Origin of the sequence: Enterobacter sp. N18-03635 (assembly GCF_004006055.1) — a bacterium.
GTDB lineage: Bacteria > Pseudomonadota > Gammaproteobacteria > Enterobacterales > Enterobacteriaceae > Enterobacter > Enterobacter vonholyi.
Genome location: NZ_CP034769.1, coordinates 4261899 through 4281035, shown reverse-complemented (window position 1 = coordinate 4281035; position 19137 = coordinate 4261899). Strand labels below are relative to the sequence as shown.

At 57.3% G+C, this 19137-nt stretch carries 19 protein-coding genes and 1 pseudogene; 13 read left to right on the top strand and 7 right to left on the bottom strand.

Annotation, left to right across the window (positions count from 1 at the left end; genetic code table 11):
- The first annotated feature begins 12 nt into the window (after positions 1–12).
- On the top strand, positions 13–1209 hold the full coding sequence (locus tag ELK40_RS21350; protein ID WP_127732546.1) for an NAD(P)/FAD-dependent oxidoreductase: 1197 nt from the start codon (positions 13–15) through the stop codon (positions 1207–1209).
- Positions 1210–1241: 32 nt separating this feature from the next.
- Here ELK40_RS21350 and ELK40_RS21345 read toward each other — a convergent pair whose 3' ends face one another.
- Both ELK40_RS21345 and ELK40_RS21340 read right to left on the bottom strand, forming a co-directional pair.
- Positions 1242–2180, bottom strand: a complete 939-nt coding sequence (locus tag ELK40_RS21345; RefSeq protein WP_115876814.1) for an NAD(P)-dependent oxidoreductase — start codon at positions 2178–2180, stop codon at positions 1242–1244.
- Positions 2180–2872 carry an RraA family protein gene (locus ELK40_RS21340; RefSeq protein ID WP_115876815.1) on the bottom strand — a complete coding sequence of 231 codons (693 nt, stop codon included), beginning with the start codon at positions 2870–2872 and terminating at the stop codon, positions 2180–2182. The genes ELK40_RS21345 and ELK40_RS21340 overlap by 1 nt, the downstream gene beginning before the upstream one ends.
- Positions 2873–3041: 169 nt before the next feature.
- Here ELK40_RS21340 and ELK40_RS21335 point away from each other — a divergent pair, with 169 nt between their 5' ends.
- Positions 3042–3779, top strand: coding sequence for an IclR family transcriptional regulator (locus ELK40_RS21335; protein ID WP_115876816.1), 738 nt, complete (start codon positions 3042–3044; stop codon positions 3777–3779).
- A gap of 37 nt (positions 3780–3816) precedes the next feature.
- Here the strand turns inward: ELK40_RS21335 and ELK40_RS21330 are convergent, their stop codons facing one another.
- Entirely contained in the window at positions 3817–5151 is a 1335-nt protein-coding gene (locus ELK40_RS21330; protein WP_115876817.1) for an MFS transporter, read from the bottom strand.
- 316 nt (positions 5152–5467) lie between these two features.
- Between ELK40_RS21330 and ELK40_RS21325 the strand changes: the two genes are divergently transcribed.
- Together ELK40_RS21325 and ELK40_RS21320 are read left to right on the top strand one after the other, a co-directional pair.
- Positions 5468–5866 carry a potassium channel family protein gene (locus tag ELK40_RS21325; protein WP_115876818.1) on the top strand — a complete coding sequence of 133 codons (399 nt, stop codon included), beginning with the start codon at positions 5468–5470 and terminating at the stop codon, positions 5864–5866.
- 169 nt (positions 5867–6035) lie between these two features.
- Positions 6036–7061: a TerC/Alx family metal homeostasis membrane protein gene (locus ELK40_RS21320; protein ID WP_023309545.1), complete on the top strand. Its 1026-nt coding sequence runs from the start codon at positions 6036–6038 to the stop codon at positions 7059–7061.
- Between the two features lie 60 nt (positions 7062–7121).
- Here the strand turns inward: ELK40_RS21320 and ELK40_RS21315 are convergent, their stop codons facing one another.
- Positions 7122–7784 carry an HAD family hydrolase gene (locus ELK40_RS21315; protein ID WP_111963721.1) on the bottom strand — a complete coding sequence of 221 codons (663 nt, stop codon included), beginning with the start codon at positions 7782–7784 and terminating at the stop codon, positions 7122–7124.
- 240 nt (positions 7785–8024) lie between these two features.
- Between ELK40_RS21315 and ELK40_RS21310 the strand changes: the two are divergent.
- Positions 8025–8552, top strand: a pseudogene (locus tag ELK40_RS21310) (NlpC/P60 family protein).
- A 5-nt stretch (positions 8553–8557) separates the two neighbouring features.
- On the opposite strand, the gene ELK40_RS21305 reads toward ELK40_RS21310, so the two are convergent.
- Positions 8558–9352, bottom strand: a complete 795-nt coding sequence (locus tag ELK40_RS21305; protein ID WP_127732850.1) for an SDR family NAD(P)-dependent oxidoreductase — start codon at positions 9350–9352, stop codon at positions 8558–8560.
- 32 nt (positions 9353–9384) lie between these two features.
- Positions 9385–10266: a LysR family transcriptional regulator gene (locus ELK40_RS21300; RefSeq protein WP_127732544.1), complete on the bottom strand. Its 882-nt coding sequence runs from the start codon at positions 10264–10266 to the stop codon at positions 9385–9387.
- A 99-nt stretch (positions 10267–10365) separates the two neighbouring features.
- On the opposite strand from ELK40_RS21300, the gene ELK40_RS21295 reads away from it, so the two are divergent.
- From ELK40_RS21295 to arnF, 8 genes are all read left to right on the top strand, one after another.
- On the top strand, positions 10366–10869 hold the full coding sequence (locus tag ELK40_RS21295; RefSeq protein WP_008503103.1) for a phenolic acid decarboxylase: 504 nt from the start codon (positions 10366–10368) through the stop codon (positions 10867–10869).
- A gap of 326 nt (positions 10870–11195) precedes the next feature.
- Entirely contained in the window at positions 11196–12335 is a 1140-nt protein-coding gene (arnB, locus tag ELK40_RS21290) for a UDP-4-amino-4-deoxy-L-arabinose aminotransferase (protein ID WP_127732542.1), read from the top strand.
- A gap of 1 nt (position 12336) precedes the next feature.
- Positions 12337–13320, top strand: coding sequence for an undecaprenyl-phosphate 4-deoxy-4-formamido-L-arabinose transferase (gene arnC, locus ELK40_RS21285; RefSeq protein ID WP_115876823.1), 984 nt, complete (start codon positions 12337–12339; stop codon positions 13318–13320).
- The gene (arnA, locus tag ELK40_RS21280) at positions 13317–15299 is read left to right on the top strand and encodes a bifunctional UDP-4-amino-4-deoxy-L-arabinose formyltransferase/UDP-glucuronic acid oxidase ArnA (protein WP_115876824.1); all 1983 of its coding nucleotides are present in this window, start codon (positions 13317–13319) and stop codon (positions 15297–15299) included. The genes arnC and arnA overlap by 4 nt, the downstream gene beginning before the upstream one ends.
- Entirely contained in the window at positions 15296–16198 is a 903-nt protein-coding gene (arnD, locus tag ELK40_RS21275; RefSeq protein WP_127732540.1) for a 4-deoxy-4-formamido-L-arabinose-phosphoundecaprenol deformylase, read from the top strand. The genes arnA and arnD overlap by 4 nt, the downstream gene beginning before the upstream one ends.
- Entirely contained in the window at positions 16195–17850 is a 1656-nt protein-coding gene (gene arnT / locus ELK40_RS21270) for a lipid IV(A) 4-amino-4-deoxy-L-arabinosyltransferase (protein WP_127732538.1), read from the top strand. The genes arnD and arnT overlap by 4 nt, the downstream gene beginning before the upstream one ends.
- Positions 17850–18185: a 4-amino-4-deoxy-L-arabinose-phosphoundecaprenol flippase subunit ArnE gene (gene arnE / locus ELK40_RS21265; protein WP_244599418.1), complete on the top strand. Its 336-nt coding sequence runs from the start codon at positions 17850–17852 to the stop codon at positions 18183–18185. Before arnT ends, arnE begins: the two co-directional genes overlap by 1 nt.
- Positions 18182–18571 (top strand): 4-amino-4-deoxy-L-arabinose-phosphoundecaprenol flippase subunit ArnF, encoded by a 390-nt coding sequence (gene arnF / locus ELK40_RS21260; RefSeq protein WP_127732535.1) that lies wholly within the window; start codon positions 18182–18184, stop codon positions 18569–18571. Before arnE ends, arnF begins: the two co-directional genes overlap by 4 nt.
- On the opposite strand, the gene acpT is transcribed toward arnF, so the two are convergent.
- Positions 18519–19136 carry a 4'-phosphopantetheinyl transferase AcpT gene (gene acpT / locus ELK40_RS21255; protein ID WP_127732533.1) on the bottom strand — a complete coding sequence of 206 codons (618 nt, stop codon included), beginning with the start codon at positions 19134–19136 and terminating at the stop codon, positions 18519–18521. The genes arnF and acpT overlap by 53 nt on opposite strands.
- Position 19137: the final 1 nt, after the last annotated feature.

Sequence of the window (19137 nt, the reverse complement as noted above, 5' to 3'; positions counted from 1 at the left end):
GAGGGTTTTGACGTGGAAAGGTTTGATGCCGTGGTAATTGGCGCCGGTGCGGCGGGTATGTTTTGTGCGGCAATGGCCGGACAGGCGGGTCGTCGCGTGCTGCTGCTGGATAACGGTAAAAAGCCAGGCCGTAAGATCCTGATGTCCGGCGGCGGGCGCTGCAACTTTACTAATCTGTATGTTGAACCCGCGGCCTATTTGAGCCAAAACCGTCATTTTTGTAAATCTGCGCTGGCGCGTTATACCCAGTGGGACTTTATCGACCTGGTCGGTAAGCACGGTATCGCATGGCATGAAAAAACGCTGGGACAGCTGTTTTGCGACGACTCCGCGCAGCAGATTGTCGATATGCTGGTGGCCGAGTGCGAGAAGGGCGGCGTGGTCATGCGCCTGCGCACCGAGGTGCTGGAGGTTTCCCGCGACGACCAGGGCTACACGCTGCAGCTCAACGGCGAAACCGTCAGCGCCGATAATCTGGTGATTGCCAGCGGCGGCCTTTCCATGCCGGGGCTGGGCGCTTCCCCGTTCGGCTATAAAATCGCCGAGCAGTTTGGCCTGAAAGTCCTGCCTACGCGCGCCGGGCTGGTGCCGTTCACGCTGCATAAACCGCTTCTCGAGCAGCTTCAGACGCTGTCCGGCGTGTCTGTTCCCTCCGTCATTACCGCCGAAGACGGGACGGTGTTCCGCGAAAACCTGCTCTTTACCCATCGCGGCCTCTCCGGCCCGGCGGTACTGCAAATTTCCAGCTACTGGCTGCCGGGGGAGTTTGTCACGGTTAACTTGCTCCCGGACTGCGATCTAGACGCGTTCCTTAATGAACAGCGTACCGCACACCCGAACCAGAGCCTGAAAAATACCCTGGCAATGCAGCTACCAAAACGTCTGGTGGAATGTTTGCAGGCGCTGGGGCAGATCCCCGACGTGTCGCTCAAGCAGCTTAACAGCCGCGAGCAGGAGATTCTGGTGGAGACCCTGACAAACTGGCGGGTGCAGCCAAACGGGACTGAGGGCTACCGCACCGCGGAAGTTACGCTGGGCGGGGTCGACACGAATGAGCTCTCTTCCCGCACCATGGAAGCGCGCAACGTGCCGGGGCTCTATTTTATTGGCGAAGTGATGGACGTGACCGGCTGGCTCGGCGGGTACAACTTCCAGTGGGCATGGGCAAGTGCCTGGGCGTGTGCTCAGGCGCTGGCAGAAGACAAGTGACATAAGCGCGCTGCCACTCGTCGCGGTTGGCTTTACGGGCTGACGGTGGTGACGTCCATCACGGCCAGAATATTGCTCGCGGCCACGGTCCCCATCTTGATGTATGACGCTGCGGTAACGCCGCCAATATGCGGTGAAATAACCACGTTTTCTACGGACTGCCAGAGATGTGGCGCGGTCAGCGGCTCGTGGGGAAAGCTGTCCAGCGCTGCGCTGTGCAGCGTGCCATCCCGGAGCGCCGCCAGTAACGATTCACTGTGGATCAGTCCGCCGCGTGCCGTATTGACCAGAATGGCGTTCCGCTTGCAGTGTGCGAGCGTCTCGCTATTGATCATCTCCCGATTCTCATCGGTCAGCGGACAGTGCAAAGAGATGACATCGGAACGGGAAAGAAGTCCGGTCAGCGTCTCTGCGCGTTCGCACAGGGCAGGCATGGACTTAGCATAGGGATCGTAAGCCAGCACCTTCATGCCGAAGGCGTGACCAATAGTCGCCACGCGCGAGCCGATAGCGCCCAACCCGATTAGCCCCAGCGTTAAGCCCTCCAGTTCAATGGATTTATGCGTCGCCTTATCCCAGTGCCCGTCCCGCAGCCGCTTGTCCAGAGGCACCACTGACTTTGCGCAGGCGAGGATCAGCGCCCAGGTATGTTCAGCCACTGCCGCCGCGTTTGCGCCTGGGGCCGCGCGGACGGCGATATTGCGTTCGGCCGCTGCCGTCTGGTCTATCACATCGATCCCGCTTCCGTGCTTGGAAATAACCTGCAAAGCCGGGGCGGCATCCATAACCTTCGCGGTGATCCGGCCGTAACGAACCAGAATCGCCACGGGATTGTGTCGTTCACACAGCGCGATCAGGTCATCTTCTGTCGGCTGGCGGCCTGCAAACACCACCTCAAAGCCCTGCAACATCACCATGGCCTGCTCCGCCAGGTCACTTCCGGTAACCAGAACTACGTCTTTGCCTCCCATCACAGCGTCTCCCCGTCGGTCAACATACCAGCCTTACGAAGCGCGTCATCAAGCCAGTGTGGACGCAAATCGCCTTCACGGATGGCGGCAAGACGCCGGGTCTCCATCTCCAGCTTTTCTTTTGCCAGCGCGATTACCTGCTGAACCTCATCGCGCGGGATGACGACCACGCCGTCGATATCCGCCACAACCAGATCCCCGGCCTGAACCGTCGCCCCGGCGACTGAAATGGGATGATTAACCCGGCCAGAAATTAACTTTGTCGGGCCGCAGGGGTTCAGGCCGGCAGAAAAGACAGGGTAGTGGCCTTTGCTCAGGGAATCGGCGTCACGTACAGCGCCGTCAATAATGATGCCCGCAATGCCGCTCGCCTGAGCCTGAGTAGCCATGATTTCGCCAAGCAGCGCGCAGCTCAGGTCGCCTTTGCCATCGACGACCAGGACGTCGCCGGGCTGCGCAACCGCCATCGCGGCATGAATCGCCAGATTATCACCCGGACGGACTTCCACCGTGATGGCCGGACCCGCAACGGACATGTGTGGGGCCAGCGGTTTGATGCGGCCATGAAGCGTACCGCGGCGACCGGCCACGTCGGCCAGAATGGCTGCCTGGTACTCGGCTGCCCGACGAACATCCTCGGCAGAAACGCGTTCGAACTGGCGATTGATTGGTTTTTTTTCAGAAACGGACATGAATGTCTCCATATTGTTTTACTGAGTACAATGCAGATGTACAGAACAAAACAACTATAGCGGTGTTGCTTTCCTTTTAGCCAGACCCGAGGTGGCGTTTGTGATGTAAACACGAAGTGACTCACAAAATTTGAGGTACACTCACTGCCGGGCTAACAAGGAGATAATGATGGGGAATGAAGGCGTTGTAGCGGTTGAAAAAGCGCTGGCTTTACTGGATTGCTTCCGTCCTGGAGATGAGAGCCTGACGCTGACCGCGCTGGCACAGCTGTCGGGTTATCACAAAACCACGGTTTACCGCCTGATGAATTCTCTTGAACGGATGAATTACGTCGTCAGGCATGAAGACGGCAATTATGCGCTTGGCCCACGTCTGCTTTACCTCGGCAAGCTGTATGAACAATCTTTCCATCTTTCGCGGGTGGTTCAGCCAGAGCTTCAGGCGCTCTCCCTGGCGTCTCAGGAGAGTGCCAGCTGGTATGTGCTGGAGGGTGGGCAGCGCCTTTGCCTGTTTCGCGCGGAAGCGTCGCACGGCCTGCGACACAGCAATCTTCCCGGCAGCCAGTTCCCGCTCGATAATTCGGCCATTAGTAAGGTCTTGCGCCATTGGGGGCTCAATGAAAGCCTGCCGGAGGGAGACGCAGAACTTCCTTTCTACACGTCAGGCGCACGCGATCCCCACACCGCGGCGTTTGCGATGCCCGTCTTCGGCGTTCACGACAAGCTGGTTTCGGCGTTAGCCCTGACCGGCCCCATCTCACGGCTGACGGAAGATCGTCGTGAGAAGGAGATAGGGCCATTGATGAAGGCGGCGGCCAGCCGTCTGTCGCAGAAAATGGGAGCCAGTAAGCCCTTCTGTCAGCAGTTCTTTGGTGAAACGAGCGACGCGGCGGAAGAAAATCTTTAAACGCAGAAGCGGGACATTTGTCCCGCTTCTGTCATCACTAATGTGTGACCTGTTTTTCGTGTAGCTGAGCGTTGCGGGCCTGCCGTCCCATAATGAGCACCGCGATACCCCCGGCCAGGCAAAGCGCGGCTAGCGGAAGCATAGCCAGCGTGTAGCTGCCCGTCTGCTCGCTGATTATGCCGTAGGCATTTACCATGACCACCCCGCCAATCAGGTTCGCGATGGCGCCAATCGCGGCCAGCCCTGCCGCCGCCGAGGAGCTGCTCATCCAGCCGGATGCCAGCGCCCAGAAAGGCCCTTTCGCAGAATACGCGCCTGTCAGGATAATGCTCAGGATCACGATAGTGGCAAAGAGCGAGACGTTTACAAAGGCAGCGAACACGCCGGCGGCAATCATGAACAGCGTCAGCGCGGTATGCCAGCGGCGTTCGTTGGTGCGATCGGAATGTCGTCCCCAGACAATCATCAGAACCGATGCCAGGCCGTAAGGAATGGCGTTAAGCAGACCTGTCTCAAGATTATCGAGATGGAAGGATTTCAGCAGTTGAGGAGACCAGACGCTGATGGTGGTGCCCGCGGACGATGCGCCCGCGTAAATCAGCGCCATCAGCCAGATTTGGCGATGCTTCAGCAACTGCCACGTCGTCTGATGCCCAATGTTCTTTTGCTGGCTCCGCTCGGTTTCCAGCGTGGTTTCCAGCCACTTTTTCTGTTCATTGCTCAGCCATTTCGCCTGATGAGGGCGATCCCGGAGAATAAACCAGGCCGCAATACCCAGCAGCACCGCAGGTAAGCCTTCAATGATGAACAGCAGATGCCAGCCGCGAAGACCCAGCCAGCCATCCAGCGACAGTATCAACCCTGAAAGCGGGGAACCGATGAAGTTAGCGAGCGGGATGGCGACCATAAAGGACGCAATAATGCGCGCGCGGTAGCGGGAAGGGATCCACCAGGTCAGATACAGCACGACGCCTGGGAAGAAGCCTGCTTCCGCTGCCCCGAGAAGAAAACGGACGATATAGAGCGACGTGGTGTTTTGAACCAGCGCCATGCCCATGGAGACGATGCCCCAGCTGATCATAATGCGCGGGATCCACAGCCGGGCGCCGACTTTCTGCATGGCCAGATTACTGGGTACCTCAAACAAAAAATAGGCCACGAAGTAAAGGCTGCTGGCGAAGCCAAACGCCGCTTTGCTGAGGTCAAGGTCCTCATTCATCTGCAGCGAAGCCATGCCGATATTCCCGCGATCGATAATGGAGACCAGGTAACTGACAATCAGAAACGGGAGAATACGCCAGATCACCTTCCGCATCGTCTCTCTTTCTATGTCCTCGGTGGCGGTCGCGCCGTTACGTAAATGTTCTGTCATTGTATCCTCGCAGGGTGTGTTCTTTGTTTTATTAGGTACAACTTGGTTTTATTAAACAAAACCACTATAGCGACGGCGCGTTATTTTTATCCAGTTAATGGAAGGTTTAAATGATGTAAATAAGAGGTGACTCACAGATAGTGCGCTGCGGATATAGCGTTTTCAGCTGCTAACCAGCCGCAAGCTGGTCGTGCCGGTAGAGAAATAATCACGCAACGCAATTATTGCACCAACTTTTCCTCTCCATTCAACTAAGCTTCGACCAGATGCCCCGCCGCGCTCGCGGGCCATACTCCCTTTGGTCAGAGCACGCATCATGCAGCTACTCAGTATTATTATTTTGCTTACCCTAACCGTGGTGATTCATTCGCTGTGGATGTTTGGCGTTTTAAAATTCATTAAATTAGACGTCGATTCTGCGGTACGCATTGTTTTACGCAATGTCGGTATCGTGATCTCCATGATTTTTGCCCATCTCCTTGAGGCCGGACTGTTTGCGGCGTTTTATTTTGTCATCGACGCGTTTAATGACTGGAACACCAGCTTCTACTTTTCACTGGTGAGCTATGCGACGGTAGGGTACGGCGACGTCACGTTACCCCAGCACTGGCGGCTCATCGGCGGGGTGGAGGGGCTGGTGGGCGCGTTGATGGTGGGCTGGTCTGTAGCGGTTCTGGTGGCGGTGCTGCAGCGCTTGCGCGGAATGAGCGCCTAAACGGCAGATGCGCGATCCCCGCCTGGTAAGGTAAAGTACACCCCTCTTTACGTAGCCGACAGGGCTGCGGCTTTGAGGGTGAAAAGGCTGATTAACAGCCCACCCTTTTCTGTTCCTGGTTTACGCCAGTTTGCATGGTGTTGTGTTTTGTCTGCCAAAAGGGTTTTGTATGTCTGCTGCTCATCTCGGTTTCCCGACTGAAACCGTTGTTGTCTTTGTGGTGATGGCCGTTGGAGCGATGTTTATCGACCTCTTTATGCACCGTCACGATAAACCGATCTCGCTGAAAAGCGCGGCGATGTGGTCCGTTTTCTGGGTCATGATGGCGATGGCCTTCGCCGGTTTCCTGTACGTTCACCACGGCGCCGAGATGGCGAGCCTGTTCCTCACCGGCTACGCGCTGGAAGAGGTGCTTTCCGTCGATAACCTGTTCGTGATGATGGCGATCTTCGCCTGGTTCGGCGTGCCGGATAAGTATCGTCACCGCGTGCTCTACTGGGGCGTGCTGGGGGCGATAGTCTTCCGCGGTATTTTCGTGGCTATCGGCACCAGCCTGTTAAGCCTGGGGCCCTACGTCGAAGTGATTTTCGCGCTGGTCGTCGGCTGGACGGCGGTGATGATGCTCAGACGTAATGAAGAGAGTGACGAAGTGGAAGATTACTCGGGTCATCTCGCCTATCGCCTGGTAAAACGCTTCTATCCGGTCTGGCCAAAAATCAGCAGCAATGCCTTTATTCTGACGCAGAAAGAGGTGGATGCGGAGCTTGAAAAGCCGGAAAACCAGGACGTGATGGTCGGACGGGTGAAGAAGGCGAAGCGCTATGCGACGCCGCTATTACTTTGCGTGGCCGTCGTCGAACTCTCTGACGTGATGTTCGCGTTTGACTCCGTGCCTGCCATTATTGCCGTGAGCCGCGAACCGCTGATTATCTACAGCGCCATGATGTTCGCCATTCTTGGCCTGCGTACGCTTTACTTCGTGCTGGAAGCGCTGAAGCAGTATCTGGTGCATCTCGAGAAGGCGGTGGTGCTTCTGCTGTTCTTCGTGGCGTTCAAGCTGGGGTTAAATGCCACCGATCACTTCTGGCATCACGGTTACAGCATTGGCGCCACGGCCAGCCTGTTTGTGGTATTGGGCGTGCTGGCGCTGGGAATTATTGCGAGCGTGATGTTCCCGGGAAAACGTGAGGCCTAATGCATCGTTTTTCTCCCTCTCCCTGTGGGAGAGGGCCGGGGTGAGGGCACCAGACCGCACCTAACCCTTAATCGGTGAATTCCGACGCTTGCGCGGGTGATGGAAGTGCCGCCAGTGCGGATCCTGCGCCGCCGCCAGCAGCTCGTGGTCGCCGCGGGTGTCTCCCCAGGCACGCAGGTGATAGGCGTTGAGATCGCCATACACTTTTTCCAGCCTGGCCACCTTCTGGGCGCAGCGGCAGTTATTGCCCGTGATGCGCCCCGTCAGCTTGCCGTCTTTCACTTCCAGCTGCGTGCCAATCAGCTTAATGCCCAGTTTGTCAGCCCACGGCTGGAGCACCAGCGCCGGGGATGCGGAACAGATGGTCACTTCCGCACCGGAATTCACCTCAGCCGCCACCGCCAGAACCCCTTCGGGACGCATCAGCTTGTTCCAGTATTTTTCGCAAAACGCTTCCGCCTGCTGGCGCAGCCAGTGTTCATCCACGCCCGTCAGGAACGTTTTAATCAGCACTTCCTTCAGCTCATCGCGCGTCAGCTTGCGACGCACGCAGTGGAGCGTGGGCAGCGCCATACGCACCAGGCGGCCCGCGAAGTAACGTTTACCGAAGGCAAAACGCAGGAAAGGAATAAAGCTGTCGTGGTGCGTTAACGTCCCGTCAAAGTCAAAGACAGAGAGCACGTTAGATTTTGCCACCGTCTCGTCGGCAATCATATTGGTCATAAATACGTCTTAGCTGAAATACACATTCTGCGGATCAGTTTACCTGCTTTAGCTGGACAGTCCTTATATCCCCACCATTTTTTTCTCAATCTTGCGATCTCAAAGTCAGTCTATTTTTGGCCTCGATAAGGATTGGCGAAAAAACGACCTGTCTATATTATCGCCACATCGCAAGATATTTAGGGGAACCCATTGAACCCCACAGGTAAGGAAAAACTCACTCACTACTTCTTTCTTGATATGACTCTTAGATCGCTTATTTCAATCCTCACGTTAAGTTTTGCTTCGTTTTCTGCGTTTAGCTTTCAACTTCCAGCGTCGATGGTCTCGATGAACAGTGAGCTGGCAGTATCACCGGCGAAATCTGCGCTGGTGCATCAGGATACAGGCCCGCTGCGCTCGCGTATTCTCGATCAATAACAGAAATGGAAAGGCACCCAGTACCGGTGGGGCGGAACCACGCATCGCGGGGTGGATTGCTCCGCGCTGATGCAGCACCTGTTTAGCGATGCGGCACACCTGAATTTACCGCGCACGACGCGCGAGCAAATTCATCGCGGCGTGCAGGTGGCGCAATATCGCCTGAGGCCCGGAGACCTGGTATTCTTCCAGACGGGTCCGAACCGCAAGCACGTTGGCGTTTATATTGGCGACAGCCAGTTTATTCATGCCTCAAGCAGCCAGGGCGTAACGGTTTCAACCCTGACGGATGATTACTGGCAAGCACACTATATTACCGCTCGTCGGGTCGCAGGCAGCGCGGCCTGACAGCATCAGATGATGTCATCCACGACGCCACCATCGACGCGCAGCGCCGCGCCCGAGGTGGCGGAGGCCTGGGTCGAACAGACATAAATCACCATATTGGCCACCTCTTCAACCGTGGCCGCGCGCTGGATAACCGAGCTGGGGCGGTTGGCCATCACAAACTCTTTCGCCAGCTGCTCCAGCGATTTGCCGGTTTTTTCGATTTCATCTTTCATCATCTCTGCGAAACCGTCAGACATCGTTGGCCCCGGCAAGACGCTGTTGACCGTCACGCCGCTTCCCGCCACGAACTTCGCCAGCCCGCGCGCCAGCGAGAGCTGCGCCGTTTTGGTCACGCCGTAGTGGATCATATCTGCCGGAATATTGCAGGCCGACTCGGAGGAGATAAACACCACGCGTCCCCAGCCTTTCTGCACCATGCCCGGCAGCAGGGCGCGGGACAGGCGTACGCCGGACATCACGTTGGTCTGCCAGTAACGCTCCCAGGTCTCATCGTCGGTGGCATAGAAATCCTGCGGACCGTAAATCCCGGCGTTGTTGACCAGAATATCGACGTTATTCGCCACCTTCAGCAGCGATTCTACCCCTTCCGCCGTGCTGAGATCGGCAATCGCGGCGCGCACCTGTACGCCTGGCACTACCTGCTGCAGCTGCTGAATGCCTCTATTCACCGATTCCGTGCTCCGGCCATTGACGATCACTTCCGCACCGCTTTCTGCCAGACCTCTGGCAATGGCGAATCCGATCCCGCCGGTTGAGGCGGTTACCAGCGCCACTTTCCCCGCAAAGTCGATTCTCATCATCTGCTCCTTATCGTTTTAACGTTCGGACCTTAAAGCGTAGCAGGTGAGGATGGCGGCTCCTGGCTAAAAAGGCGCAATAGCGTCTCAACCTGCTCATCAAGCGGGGCGAGAGAGCGCTTTATAATCAGGTGTAGCGGCGTTGCCCTGCGTGCGCCGTGGCTCAGCGGCAGGCGTTTCAGTACGCCCTGATCCAACTGGGTCTGGATACGTTCCTCCGGCAGCCAGCCGTAGCCGACCTGAGAGACCACGGCCTCAATGGCGGCATCAATGGTGGAGAAGGTCCACGACTCGCCGGCCGCGCGCGCGGCGGGCTGGCTGTCCGCAATCTGAATAAGCGGCCACGGGCGTAGCATGTCGTCGTTAAGCGGCGCGTCGAGGTGAAAGAGGGGATGCTGATGATGGGCCACGGCAACAAAGTCGATATTCATCAGCCATTCGCCGAGCCCGGTAATATCCTGGCGGCGGGTTAAGACCATCACATCGGCTTCGTCGTTAATGGCTTCGGCGCGGGTATTTTCCAGCACCTCGGTCAGACGTACCTGGGTCTGCGGATACTGCTGCTGGAACTCACGTAGAATAGCGAACAGGCGGCGGCGTGGGAAAATGGAGTCCACCACCAGATCCAGCCGCGTGCGCATTCCGTTGCGAAGGGTCGCTGCGCGCGTCTCAACGTACGAAAAGGCTTTCAGCAGCGGTTTAACCTGGTTGAGCAGCAGTTCTCCTGCCGGCGTTAACACCGCCCGTCGCCCCTCCGGCACCAGCAGCGCCACGCCGAGTCGCTCCTGCAGCAGCGACAGGTTATAGCTCACCGAGGACTGGCTGCGGTGGGTTTCTTCCGCGGCTTTGGCAAAGCTGCCCGCTTCCACCACTTTCGCCAGTAAAGACCATTGTTCCAGCGTCGTCTTGTGCATAATTTATCTAAATTTTGGATGAATTTGATTAAAACATAGCGTTATTCATTCATTTTTTGAAGGGGTACGATCGTCTCATCAAAACAAAGGAGACATCTTATGAACACCTTCGACAAACACGACTTAAGCGGCTTCGTTGGCAAACACCTTGTTTATACCTACGACAACGGCTGGAACTACGAGATTTACGTCAAAAATGAGACCACGCTTGATTACCGTATTCACAGCGGCCTGGTGGCAAACCGTTGGGTGAAAGATCAGCAGGCTTACATCGTGCGGGTAGGGGAGAGCATCTATAAAATTTCCTGGACCGAGCCAACCGGCACCGACGTCAGCCTGATTGTGAACCTGGGCGACAAACTGTTCCACGGCACCATCTTCTTCCCGCGCTGGGTCATGAACAACCCGGAAAAAACAGTCTGCTTCCAGAACGATCATATTCCGCTGATGAACAGCTATCGCGATGCGGGCCCGGCGTATCCAACCGAAGTGATTGATGAATTTGCCACAATCACCTTTGTACGCGACTGCGGTGCCAATAATGAAAGTGTGATCGCCTGCGCGGCCAGTGAATTACCGAAAAACTTTCCAGATAACCTGTAATAAGCGCGACAATTAACTAAAAAGAAAAGTTCCCGGCTATTTCATATTATTTTGAAATAGCCGGGATTTTTTTTGTTTGTTGATGTATGGTTTAAATCATCCCATTTCAAAATGTTGCGGAAGATCACATCAAAAATATTTAATATTAAATTAACTTGTTGTTTTTCAATTGGCTGCTAGTTGTCTTATAGCGTTGTAAACGCTGTCTTAATTTTTCCCTAAGGAAAGAGAGATACTTTGATATAAGTTTATGGTTCGTTGAAATAAACGGGCCAGCATTTGGTTAATATCAAAAACGTGCCATTTTGATTGCAAGGAAATTAATAATGAGTGATTTTCTGCCTTTTTCGCGACCGTCGATGGGCGCTGAGGAAATTGCGGCGCTTCAGGACGTTTTGATGTCGGGCTGGATCACCACTGGGCCTAAGAATCAGGAACTCGAAGAGGCATTCTGTCAGCTTACCGGGAATCAACACGCGATTGCCGTCTGTTCCGCCACCGCGGGAATGCACGTCACGCTGATGGCGCTGGATATTGGCCCGGGCGATGAAGTCATTACCCCTTCCCAGACCTGGGTCTCCACGCTGAATATGATCGTATTACTGGGCGCCACGCCGGTCATGATTGATGTGGATAAAGACACATTAATGGTGACGCCAGAAGCCATTGAAGCTGCCATAACCCCGCGTACCAAAGCCATTATTCCCGTTCACTATGCCGGCGCGCCGTGTGAAATCGACGCCATTCACGCCATTGGTGAACGTCACGGTATTCCGGTGATTGAAGATGCGGCCCATGCCGCCGGAACGTACTACAAAAACCGTCACGTTGGCTGGAAGGGAACGGCAATTTTCTCCTTCCATGCCATTAAAAACATGACCTGCGCGGAAGGCGGCCTGGTGGTCACCGATAATGCCCAGCTGGCACAGCGGATCCGCAGTCTGAAATTCCATGGCCTGGGCGTAGACGCCTATGATCGTCAGACGCACGGCCGCGCGCCGCAGGCGGAAGTGATCGCACCGGGCTATAAATACAACCTGGCGGACATCAACGCCGCGCTGGCGCTGGTGCAGTTAGGCAAACTGAAAGAGGCCAACAAACGCCGCCAGGAAATCGCTGAACGCTACCTGCGGGAGCTTGCCGATACGCCGTTCCAGCCGCTCACCATCCGGTCATGGCCGCACGTGCACGCCTGGCACCTGTTTATTATTCGCGTTGATGAAGCGCGCTGCGGGATTTCCCGCGACAACCTGATGGCGGCGCTGAAAGAGAAAGGCATCGGTACCGGCCTCCATTTCCGCGCGGCCCACACGCAAAAATACTACCGCGAGCGTTTTCCTGATGTATCGCTCCCGAATTCTGAATGGAATAGCGCGCGTATTTGTTCTCTCCCTCTTTTCCCGGACATGACTCATGACGACACAACCCGCGTCATTACCGCACTCCATCAGCTTGCAGGACATTGATATGTTCAGTGCACCGCCTGTACAAAAAGTTTCCGTGGTAATCCCGGTTTACAACGAGCAGGAGAGCCTGCCCGAACTGATCCGCCGTACAACGGCCGCCTGCGACACGATGGGCAAGGCCTACGAAATTCTGCTGGTGGATGATGGCAGTAGCGATAATTCCGCGCTGATGCTGACCGAAGCCGCACAGGCTGAAGGCAGCCACATTGTGGCCGTGCTGCTCAACCGTAACTACGGCCAGCACTCGGCGATTATGGCGGGGTTTAGCCACGTCACGGGCGATCTAATCATCACCCTGGACGCGGACCTGCAGAACCCGCCGGAAGAGATCCCGCGCCTGGTGGCCAAAGCCGACGAAGGCTATGACGTGGTCGGCACGGTACGTCAGAACCGCCAGGACAGCCTGTTCCGTAAGCTCGCCTCGCGTACCATCAACCGTCTGATCCAGCGCACGACCGGTAAAGCGATGGGCGATTACGGCTGCATGCTGCGCGCCTACCGCCGCCATATTGTCGACGCCATGCTGCATTGCCATGAGCGCAGCACCTTCATTCCGATTCTGGCGAATACCTTTGCCCGTAAGGCAACGGAAATCCCGGTCCTGCACGCCGAGCGCGAGCACGGGGAATCGAAGTACAGCTTTATGCGTCTCATCAACCTGATGTACGACCTCATCACCTGCCTGACCACCACGCCGCTGCGTCTGCTGAGCGTTTTCGGCAGCATCATCGCCGTGGCCGGTTTTGGGCTGTCCGTTCTGCTGGTGGTACTGCGACTGGTCTTTGGCCCGCAGTGGGCGGCGGAAGGGGTCTTCATGCTCTTTGCCGTGCTGTTTATGTTCATCGGCGCCCAGTTTGTCGGGATGGGGCTCCTCGGTGAATACATTGGCCGTATCTATAACGACGTTCGCGCACGTCCGCGCTACTTTATTCAACGTGTTGTCCGTCAGGAACACAAAGCATCTCAAGAGGAAATTCACCCATGAAAGCTGTTGTATTTGCCTATCACGATATGGGGTGCACGGGCACACAGGCCCTGCTGGAAGCGGGCTATGACATTGCGGCAATCTTTACCCATCCGGACACGGCCGGAGAGAACAACTTTTTCGGCTCCGTGGCGCGTATCGCCGCCGAGCGTGGAATTCCGGTTTATGCGCCGGACGACGTCAACCACCCGCTGTGGGTGGAGCGCATTCGCGCCCTCGCGCCTGACGTCATCTTCTCGTTCTACTATCGCAACCTGATCTGCGACGAGATCTTAGGCCTGGCCGCAAAAGGCGCCTTTAATCTTCATGGTTCTCTGCTGCCCGCCTACCGTGGCCGCGCCCCGCTGAACTGGGTGCTGGTGAACGGTGAAACGGAAACGGGCGTGACGCTGCACCGCATGGTACGCCGTGCGGATGCGGGCGCTATCGTGGCACAGCAGAAGGTCGCTATTGATGCGGACGATACCGCGCTGCAGCTGCATCAAAAGCTGAACGCGACGGCACAGACGCTGCTGCGTGATGCGCTGCCGGGCATCCTTAACGGTAACTTCAGCGAAACCGCACAGGACGAGAGCAAGGCAAGCTGCTTTGGCCGCCGCGCGCCGGAAGATGGTCGTCTGGACTGGAATAAACCGGCCCGCCAGCTGCACAACCTGGTACGCGCCGTAACCGATCCGTGGCCGGGCGCCTACAGCTTTGCGGGCGTAAGCAAATTCATCGTCTGGAAATCCCGCGTGCGTGACGACATCCCGGCCGCTAAACCGGGCACCGTCGTCTCCGTCTCCCCGCTGATTGTGAGCTGCGGCGAGCAGGCGCTGGAGATCGTCACCGGACAAACCGACAACGGCCTGTACGTTCAGGGCACCCAGCTGGCGCAGTCTCTGGGCCTGGTGGCCGGGGCGCTGATCACCAGCGCCCCGGTTGTTGCCATCAAACGCCGCACCCGCGTGCTGATCCTCGGCGTGAACGGTTTTATCGGTAACCACCTGACTGAACGTCTGCTCAAGGACGATAACTACGAAATCTACGGCCTGGATATTGGCGCGGATGCAATCAGCCGTTTCCTCGACAACCCGCGCTTCCACTTCGTGGAAGGGGATATCAGCATCCACTCCGAGTGGATTGAATACCACATTAAAAAATGCGACGTGGTGCTGCCGCTGGTCGCCATTGCCACGCCAATCGAGTACACCCGTAACCCGCTTCGCGTGTTCGAGCTGGACTTCGAAGAGAACCTGAAGATCATCCGCGACTGCGTGAAATACGACAAGCGCATCATCTTCCCGTCCACCTCTGAAGTGTACGGCATGTGTACCGATAAGAACTTCGATGAAGACACCTCTAACCTGGTGGTCGGGCCGATCAACAAACAGCGCTGGATTTACTCCGTCTCCAAACAGCTGCTGGACCGCGTGATTTGGGCCTACGGTGAGAAAGAGGGCCTGCGCTTTACCCTGTTCCGTCCGTTCAACTGGATGGGGCCACGTCTGGATAACCTGAACGCGGCGCGTATCGGCAGCTCCCGTGCAATCACCCAGCTGATCCTGAACCTGGTGGAAGGCTCGCCAATCAAGCTTATCGAAGGCGGGAAACAGAAACGCTGCTTTACGGATATCAGCGACGGTATCGAAGCGCTGTTCCGCATCATCGAAAACAAAGATAACCGCTGCAACGGTGAAATCATCAACATCGGTAACCCGGACAACGAAGCGAGCATTCGCGAGCTGGCCGAGATGCTGCTGGCCAGCTTTGAGCGCCATCCTCTGCGCGATAAATTCCCGCCGTTTGCCGGTTTCCGCGAAGTGGAAAGCAGCAGCTACTATGGTAAGGGCTACCAGGACGTTGAGCACCGTAAGCCAAGCATTCGCAACGCGAAGCGCTGCCTTAACTGGACGCCGACGGTGAAGATGGAGCAGACCATTGATGAAACGCTCGATTTCTTCCTGCGCACCGTGGAGCTGTCGGAACAGGTCTCATGAAAAAAGTCGGTTTACGCATTGATGTCGACACCTTCAGGGGAACGCGTGACGGTGTACCCAAACTGCTGGAGCTGCTGAGCAAGCACGGCGTGCGCTCCAGCATTTTCTTCAGCGTGGGGCCTGACAACATGGGGCGCCATTTATGGCGTCTGATTAAACCGGCATTTCTGTTCAAAATGCTGCGCTCGCGCGCAGCATCCCTCTACGGCTGGGATATTTTGCTGGCAGGCACCGCCTGGCCCGGCAGGCGCATCGGCGCGGGTAATGAAGCGGTTATCCGTGAGGCGGCTCAGCATCATGAGGTGGGTCTGCACGCCTGGGATCACCATGCCTGGCAAGCCTGGGCGGGCGTCTGGGATATCCCGCGCCTGTCCCGTGAGGTCGAGCGTGGGATGCTGGAGCTGGAGGCCATTATCGGTCAGCCCGTGCGCTGCTCCGCCGTGGCGGGATGGCGTGCGGATCAGCGCGTGGTGAAAGCTAAAGAGGCCTTCGCGTTTCGCTACAACAGCGATTGCCGCGGAAACGGGCCCTTTTTACCGCTGTTAGGCGAAAATCGCTACGGTACGGTGCAAATTCCGGTCACGCTTCCTACCTGGGATGAAGTGGTCGGGCGCGAGGTGAAAGCGAATGAGTTCAATCGCTACATCCTGGACCGCATTCATCGTGACGCCGGCACGCCGGTGTATACCATCCATGCCGAAGTGGAAGGGATTGCGTATCAGCATGATTTCGACGAACTGCTGACCATGGCCGCTCAGGAGGGCATCGAATTCTGCCCGTTGAGCGAGCTGCTGCCAGACGACCTCAGCACCCTGCCCGTAGGCAAAGTTGTCCGTAATGAAATGGCTGGCCGGGAAGGCTGGCTTGGCTATCAACAAACCGTGAGTCCGGCCCCATGAAAACAGCCCGTTATGGCTTAGCGCTTCTCGCACTGTTTATCGTTTACTACCTCATTCCGGTCGATATCCGCCTGCTCTGGCAGCCTGATGAAACGCGCTATGCGGAAATCAGCCGTGAAATGCTGGCCTCCGGAGACTGGGTAGTCCCGCATTTTCTGGGGCTGCGTTACTTTGAAAAGCCGATTGCTGGCTACTGGATCAACAGCATCGGACAGATGCTGTTCGGGCACACGAACCTCGCCGTGCGCGCCGGGTCTATCTTCTCTACCGGCTTAGCCGCGCTGCTGGTCATCTGGATGGCCTGGCGTCTCTGGCGGGATAAGCGGACCGCCATTTTCTCCGGGCTGATCTTCCTGACCCTGTTCCTGGTGTATGGCATCGGCACGTATGCGGTGCTGGATCCTATCATCACCCTGTGGCTGGTGGCGGCGATGTGCAGCTTCTGGCTGGCGTCACAGGCCCAAACCGTTGCCGGAAAAGCGAGCGGCTATGTGCTGCTTGGGCTGGCCTGCGGGATGGGGGTGATGACCAAAGGCTTCCTGGCGCTGGCCGTTCCGGTGATTGGCGTGCTGCCGTGGGCGATCGCCCAGAAGCGCTGGAAAGAGGTGCTGATTTTTGGCTGGCTCGCGATCCTGAGCTGCGTGCTGATTGTTCTGCCATGGGGGCTGGCCATTGCGCAGAGAGAGCCTGACTTCTGGCGTTACTTCTTCTGGGTGGAGCATATTCAGCGTTTCGCCCAGAGCGACGCGCAGCACAAAGCCCCGTTCTGGTACTACGTGCCGTTCCTGATCGCGGGTAGCCTGCCGTGGCTGGCACTGCTGCCCGGCGCGTTTCGTCTCGGCTGGAATGACCGACAAAACGCGGGCGGTGGGTTCTATCTGCTGGGTTGGGTGGTGATGCCGCTGCTGTTCTTCAGCATCGCCAAAGGCAAGCTGCCGACCTATATCCTGCCGTGCTTTGCCCCGCTGGCGATCCTGATGGCGCGTTATGCCTGCCTCGCGGCGGAGAAGGGCGCCAGAGCGTTACGCATTAACGGCGGAATTAACCTGGCGTTTGGCGTTATCGGCGTGGTGGCCGCGCTGGTGGTCTCCCCGTGGGGACTGTCTAAGCATCCGGTCTGGACCTCGGTCGAACTGTATAAAGTGTTCTGCGCGGTGGTCGCGTTCCTCATCTGGGCCGCGGTAGGCTGGTTTACGTTCCGGCAGAGCCAGCAGCGATGGTGGCTGGCGGCTCTGTGTCCAGCAGGCCTGGCGCTGCTGATTGGTTTTGCTATTCCTAACCTGGTGGTGGATTCCAAACAGCCGCAGTCGCTGGTCGATACCGTGCGCGAGCCGCTGCAGGAGAGCCGATTCGTACTCGCCAATAACGTAGGCGTGGCCGCGGGCCTGGCGTGGGAGCTGAAGCGCAATGACATCACGCTGTTTGGTCAGAGCGGCGAACTGCGCTACGGGCTGGATTATCCCGATGTGAAAGATCGTTTTGTCAGTGAGGACGACTTCGCGCAGTGGCTGGCAGCGCATCGTCAGCAGGGGCGCGTGTCGCTGGTAATGCTGCTCTCAAAACGCGACGATATTTCACAGGCGAATTTACCGCAGCCAGACAATCTCTATATCCAGGGGCGTCTGGCCTTGCTGGAGTATCTGCCGAAGTGATGACCTGGATCTGGCTGATACTGGCAAGCCTGCTCAGCTGCGCTGGGCAGCTGTGCCAGAAACAGGCCACCCGTCCGGCGAAAGCCGGGCGGCGCGGGACGCACATCGCGCTGTGGCTTGGTCTGGCACTGCTGGCGCTGGGCAGCGGGATGCTGGTCTGGCTGGTGGTGCTGCAACGCCTGCCTGTCGGCATCGCGTACCCTATGCTGAGCCTCAATTTTGTCTGGGTGACGCTGGCGGCCAGGGTATTCTGGCGTGAAAACGTCGCGTCGCATCACTGGCTGGGGGTGGGGTTCATCATCATGGGGATTGTTATCCTGGGAGGGAGCCTGTGAAAGGGACTTTCTGGGCCTTATGCAGCGTGCTGTTAGTCAGCGCGGCGCAGCTGTTGCTGCGCGAGGCCATGCAGGCACTGCCGCCGGTCAGCGATGTTCTGGCGCTTATTTCCGCGCTGTGGCACTTCTCATCCGGCACGGGGGCGCTGCTGCTGGGGTTGATGGGGTATGTGGCCTCCATGGGCTGCTGGTATCTGGCGCTGCATCGTATGGCGCTCAGCAAAGCGTATGCCTTGCTGAGTCTTAGCTACATCCTGGTGTGGGCCGCGGCGATCCTGCTGCCCGGCTGGGGAGAACGCTTCTCCTGGCACGGGCTGGTGGGCGTCGGGTTTATTATTCTGGGTGTGTTAGTGATTTTTCTGCCCCGAACGTCCCGACGTGAATAATCGACTCGGTGGTCAGGGTGTAAGGGGTCGATGTACAGACGGCAAGGCTCAGCGAACCGACCTGTAGCTGGCTGACCGCGTGCGTCTGCGCCGTGCTGTCGATGCTGACAATCTGCCAGGCGCTGCCGCCGCGCTGCTTTATGATCGCCTCTTTTCGCGTCCAGATGCGCCAGAAGGCGGCAAGCCGTTCCTCTGGCGCCTCGCGCTCAAGCTCATCATGCTCCGTCATGCTGAAGACCGCATTCGCCAGCGCCTGCCAGTTTTTCCTGGGACGAATCACTTCGATATCACAGCCGACTTCGCCTTCATCGCTCATCAGCAGGGCGATATCGTCACCGCTGTGGCTCAGGTTAAACCACAGCGGATGACCCTTCGCAAAGGCCGGTTTCCCCTGCTCGCCGTAAATAATATCGGGGAGTGGGTGAGGGGATAACGTTCTCGCGAGCAGCGTCCTCCCGGCCAGCCAGGAGGCCTGTTGGGCACCCTGAGGTGCCCTGTCTGCGAGCGTTGACGCCAGCGGGTCCGCGCAAAGGGTGGAGATTTTTCCCAGTACAAACTGGTACATA